Genomic DNA, 5,551 nt, shown 5'->3' with positions numbered 1-5,551 from the left:
TCGAAGGCGCGGTAGCCCGTGCCCATCACAGTACCGCTCGCCTGCTTAAACGCGCTAAAGGCGGGACATCTTGATCAAGACCTTGAAAGGGCTGGGTCTTATGGGCTGTTGCCGCGCTTCCTCAGCCGATCGTCGAAGAAACCTTGTCCCACTTCTGCGCAGAGTCTTGAAATTCGTTCCGGCCCGTGTATGCATGCGCGTCGGTCAAATTCGAGGCTTGACCATGATCCTGCAGTCGGTGACGAGCCGACTCCAGGGAATATCCCGTGCGTCTCGCTCGGCGCGGTGACTGGCGCGTGATAGTCCGCTATGAACAAACCTTGATAGCCCGCATCGCAGGATGCCTCCGACGATCTGAAGGAGCGCCGATATGGTGTCAGCAACCTGCGCTTTAACGATAGGCGAGGCGGCCATACTATACTGCCCCCTTGAAGTCCCCATCCTGCTGTCCAGTCCGGAGTCAAAATGACTACAGAGCTATCTGGTATTCAAAATTCGACATTCCGAGCCGAGTTTATCGATGTTCCCCGCGTACTTGCTGATTGGACGCAGCAATACGGCGGGCTCGCGGACAAAGACGTACTGGATTTTGGGTGCGGAGAAGGTGCCACAACGCTCGGGGTCGCGCTACATCACCGTCCTCGCCGGGTCGTCGGAGTGGATATTCTTCCCAAAATATGGAACACGATCCCTAATGCCAGGAAGTACATTGATCTTGCCGCAGAACCGGATAACTTGTTGTTGAAGCAGGTTGAGCAGGATACTCCCTTGGATGATCTCGGGATGTTTGATGTCGTCTATAGCTGGTCTGTGTTTGAACATGTGCAGCACGACCTGATCGCGGACTGTTTCGCCAAGATGAAGCGAGTATTGCGGCCAAACGGCGTGTTGTTCATGCAGACTACCCCTTTGTACTTCTCTGCGTTCGGTTCTCACTTTCAGCATTGGATACCCACTCCTTGGTCCCACCTCCTGATCCAGCACGACGTGTATTCTAACGAACTAAGGAGACGCGTCGGCGACGAAGCACAGGCTCACGATCTGTGGTGTATGTTCGAAAATCTGAACAGAGCAACGGCAAATCAGATCGTTAGAGCCGCTCGGCAAACGGGCCTTGAGATCATAAGGGAACACCGGACTTACGATGATTACAAAATCCCGGACGATCTTCGAGAGATCTACGCAGAAGAGGTCCTGAGAACCAACCAGCTTGTATTCCTCGCCAAACACGGCTAGGTGCCGTGTTGTCATTGAGCTTAGGCACTCGTGCTACCGGCATGGAGTTGCCCCTGTAATTCCGGACGCAGCGTCACACTAAGGCTGCTGAATCGATCGCGCGCCGGAACTTGCGGGGCGAGCGGTAATTCAGCGCTATGGGGATGCTTCTCGTTGTAATGCTCGAACGCGATGGCCAAGTTGCGTGCAACGGTAGCGGTGTCCGGGTTGGGCAGGCGGCGGTTCAACAGGTTTCACGACCGCTACACCGCGCAGCGCGCTCTCGGCGAACAGGTTGTCTATCTTCGCGCCTGGAGCACAGTCCAGCTTAACTCGCGCCTCAGTGCGGCGTATCAATTGGCTCGGCTGAAAGGCTTACACTGACATGCTGATGATCGTCGCTACGGTGCGAAAGAAGGGCATTCTTGAGCCAGTTGAGGAGGGGGAGCTCTACGTACCTATGGACAGCTATGCCGACGATGAGGGACAAGGCAACGAGCATGCAGGTCATCGACGCGGCGTGTTCCATTGCCTGCACTCCCCACCGAGCCAGGCGGTCACGAGTGAAGTCGATCGTGATGATGTGCGTAAGATAGATGCTGTAGCTGGCCGCCCCGCCGAGTTGCAGAAACCTCCCCTGAAATACAGGTGAATCCTCGAAGGAGAGGACTCCCCATACGAGGAGCGCGGCAGGGATGCCGAGTTCTAGTGGACGCGCAAGGTGGAAAGCCAGCGGATCCTCTCGGATGATTACTACTGCACTCTGAAATTTCCACAGTAGCCCAAGTGCCACTAAGATGCATATCGTTCCGAACTGCCGTCTAGGCAAGATCTCTTTGGCGATAAGCTGGGCAATTAGCATACCGGCACAGAATTCAAGACAAATCCCTGTTGAGAAGATCGCGCCTGTTGTTGAGCCGGGGACCGCGATACGCAACACGCCGATCGCGAGGAAAAGGACCAAACATGTTGCGAAAGCATGATGCCGGTATATGAGGAGCGCGACTGTCGCAACCACATAAAACAGCATCTCAAACGTCAGCGTCCACGCTGGGAAGTAGATCGGGTTCCAATTCGTCCCGAAGTGAGGAATCAGCAGGAGAGATCGCCAGACGAGATCAAGTGGCGGTTGCTCTCCCCATACCCCGAAGCGGAAAAAGGCATATATTGCGGTAGCTAGCCAGTACATCGGCATTACACGTATGACGCGCTTGACCGCGAAGGCATAGGCGCCTTCCTCTTTGATCAATGCAAGTCCGATGACAATGCCGCTGATGATGAAGAACACATCGACGCCCGCAGCGCCGACCATCACACTCCTGTTGCCAAGGCCCGTCGTGACGTGATGCACCACAACCGCTGCGGCGGCTAAGAACCGCATGCAATGAACAGAATTGAGTTTTTCGTGGTCTCTCATCACGGGAATGTGCGTTCAGGCAGGGCGAGCGACCGTTCTACGAGCCCGTCTGCTCAGTATCGACAAGTTCGGGTGGCATTTCAAGCTAGGCTTGCAGATCAGCAACTTGTTGCTGCGCAAGTAGGCCAAACTCCACAGATTGATCTCATCCGGGTTGTTGCAAAAGCTCAAATCGTCGGATGTACTTGCCGCGCAGATATGCAAGCACTGGCCTCTCAATCCACATATGGGCTAGCACTCCGACAGCTAGTGCCGCTGCAATACAGAAAATTGAGTACGCAACTGCGACACCCGCCCCAAATGTGTCTGGATTGAATCCAGCCTTAAAGAAAATCACGGCGATGAATTCGATCGTCGTCACATGGAATAGGTAGATAGCATAGCTCGCATCGCCGCCAATTTTAAATATCCCGCTACGGAAAAATGGAACATCTTCGAATGCCATAACTCCAACGGTCGCCATAACCGATGGGATTCCCCACCCAATTACTTGAATGAAGAAATGAAGTTCCCGGTTCACATAAAACAATGCGATAGCGACGGCAATAAGCACCGCTCCGATGTGCTTTCCCACTGTAATACGATTCTTGACGGCGAATGCCAGAGCAATGCCAGCCGCGAATTCCTGGAATCGTGAGAAATTAAACTCTTCAGATGGTCGAGAATCTGGAATATGAATACGTAAAAGCGATACACAAACAAGTATCAGAATGCAGAAATAGGCAGCTTTGGATCGTGCTAATGCTATCAAAATAGCTGCAAGGGCATAGAAGGAAATTTCATACTCGAGGGTCCACGCTGGCCAATATATCGGATGCCACGCAGCACCGAAAACCGGAAATATAACCAGGGATCCTAGCGCTTCAATTGGCGATGGCAATTGGGCCCAAGCCCACATTCTGAATGCAACGTAGACAATAGTTGCGATCCAATATATCGGGTAAATGCGGATAAGACGACGAATGGAGAATACATCCGGGTCTTCACCGGACAGCATCGCCAACCCGATTACGAGCCCGCTGATGATGAAGAAGATGTCAACGCCAGCCGCGCCGACTATCAGCTTAGGTTGATATCGCGCGATGACATGATGGACGACGACCGCGGCTGCCGCGATAAAGCGCAAGAAGTGGATTGAATACAGCTTGTTGCTCTCTCTCATGGCTCCCGACAACCTTTGGTAGGTTCGTAAGGACCGTATCTTACCGCGACTCACGCCCTAGTACCGGTACGTCGCCATGAGCAAGTGCGTCGGCTTCCAGATCGGATTGTAGGATTCGAGTCGGTAGCATTTAACCTGATTGCGAAAGTATGCGTACGGGCCCACCGTTTTGACGGATCGTGAAGCCAGGCAGCGTGGTATCGGCAGCCCGACGGGCAATCGGTAAGAACTTCCAGATCGGTTCACCCCCGAGGGGTCGCGACGCTGATTGACGAAGGCCTTCAGGGCTTCAACCAGTGGTCCGGTTCCGCTTGGGCGGAAAAACGCTCTCCAGCCTTGAGAGGCTCGGCGGTACGCCACAGCTTCTCGACCTCACGCTCCAGCGCCTTGATGCGTTCTCGCTCTGGGCGCTTACACCTCTTACACCATCGCGTTCGCCACACTCGACCTCGTGTCGTGCTTGACCTAATCCAGCAGCGTCTGCGGCGTACAGTCGATCATCGTTCAATAGATCCGACCACCACTCACATCAACGGATGTTCGCTACGATGCTCGCGTATCAGACGCACTGCGCGCTCCCGGACTTCCGAGGGAAAACTTGATTACCGTCTTATTCATGCCTCGATTCTCTTAAGAACGCGAGCCTCCACAAAATCCAGTGCGGTTCGGTTTGTCGGCGATTTGCATCTTGCGATGGCCTAGGACGCAGTGGCTGCGACGCATTGACCAGGTTGTGTTGGCCGCTCTCAATCGTAATAAGTTTGTTTATTCTTCCGCACGACAACCGAGCCGCAAAGATCCGGCAACGGAACAATACTTTCAGGTTTATCTGCAAAGAACCGATCGACAGCCATTTCAGCCCCATCCCAATACAGGCTATTGTAATCGTACACGATAATGAAGCCACCGGGCCGCACACGAGGATAAAAATAATGGAGTCCGGCAGCCACTGGTTCGCCAAGGTCGCAATCGATATGTACGAGCGAATACTTACCATCGGCGGGGAGTTGCGCAGCGGTATCAGGGAAGCGACCCTTAATGAAAATGGTTTGTTCGTCGCCGACTTTTGCACGCACGGCGTCAAGGCTAGTATCAGCAAACGCCCCATTCAGTTGCGATTCGTCTGCGGAAAGATCCTTCGCATCAAACCCTTCAAACGTGTCCAGCAGATAGGTCGTGCGGCCAAGCCGGCGCGCAATCGCCGCCAGGAATTGCGCCGAGTTGCCTTTGAACACGCCCAGTTCCGCAAAGTCACCGCCGATATCGTCCTTCGCGAGTTGATCTATGATTAGGCAGAACGCGAAGAACCTTGCCCGGTCGTTGTGGGAGAACTTCAAGATATCCGTCTGCGGATCAAGGATCCCGCCGCGCGCGCGATATTTTTCGATGTTTTCCGTGTATTTTTGCGGAGCTCTTGAGATAAGCAACTCTGGCCAACTTACGTCTGCTACGGTGCTTTGCGCCATTACAACTCCCAATGCGTAGAAAGTCGAATGATTATTCCCGAACTGCCTAACATCCAGCCCCAAGAACTACACGTGCCATATACCGCGTATGTGATGTGCAAGTTTCGCACCCGTACACTAATTCATATACTAGCTCTGAACTTGGCGCCTGAGTCTCTGTAGCTCGAAACGCACTATGTGCCAGGCGCCTTAAGCCCATCTCGTTATACACAAGTGGCGCAGTAGCAGACGTTTGTCCTAAAGCGCATTGAGCAATGAACATGCGTGATTGGGGTTGTTAACTGCCAGAAT

4 protein-coding genes, 2 pseudogenes and 1 other annotated feature are annotated in these 5,551 nt (G+C 53.5%); of the genes and pseudogenes, 1 reads left to right on the top strand and 5 read right to left on the bottom strand.

From position 1 onward, the window contains the following. The first annotated feature begins 465 nt into the window (after nt 1-465). Nucleotides 466-1,236, top strand: coding sequence for a class I SAM-dependent methyltransferase (locus C7411_RS36640; protein ID WP_110389022.1), 771 nt, complete (start codon nt 466-468; stop codon nt 1,234-1,236). Between the two features lie 73 nt (nt 1,237-1,309). Here the strand turns inward: C7411_RS36640 and C7411_RS36635 are convergent. From C7411_RS36635 to C7411_RS36620, 5 genes and pseudogenes are all read right to left on the bottom strand, one after another. Next, nucleotides 1,310-1,451: pseudogene (locus C7411_RS36635) on the bottom strand (integrase core domain-containing protein); the annotation flags it as partial. 104 nt (nt 1,452-1,555) lie between these two features. Further along, entirely contained in the window at nt 1,556-2,632 is a 1,077-nt protein-coding gene (locus tag C7411_RS36630) for an acyltransferase family protein (protein WP_110389021.1), read from the bottom strand. Between the two features lie 145 nt (nt 2,633-2,777). After that, complete coding sequence (locus tag C7411_RS36625; protein ID WP_110389020.1) at nt 2,778-3,794, bottom strand: acyltransferase family protein; 1,017 nt, start codon at nt 3,792-3,794, stop codon at nt 2,778-2,780. A gap of 167 nt (nt 3,795-3,961) precedes the next feature. Next, nucleotides 3,962-4,412, bottom strand: a pseudogene (locus C7411_RS38560) (IS3 family transposase); the annotation flags it as partial. After that, nucleotides 4,006-4,122: a sequence feature (AL1L pseudoknot), on the bottom strand. It overlaps the preceding pseudogene by 117 nt. 128 nt (nt 4,413-4,540) lie before the next feature. Continuing rightward, nucleotides 4,541-5,260 (bottom strand): TylF/MycF/NovP-related O-methyltransferase, encoded by a 720-nt coding sequence (locus C7411_RS36620; protein ID WP_110389019.1) that lies wholly within the window; start codon nt 5,258-5,260, stop codon nt 4,541-4,543. Nucleotides 5,261-5,551: the final 291 nt, after the last annotated feature.

Origin of the sequence: Paraburkholderia silvatlantica, assembly GCF_003096715.1 — a bacterium.
GTDB classification, from domain to species: domain Bacteria; phylum Pseudomonadota; class Gammaproteobacteria; order Burkholderiales; family Burkholderiaceae; genus Paraburkholderia; species Paraburkholderia silvatlantica.
The sequence above is the reverse complement of the archived record's forward strand: the minus strand, read 5'-3'. Positions and strand labels throughout refer to the sequence as shown.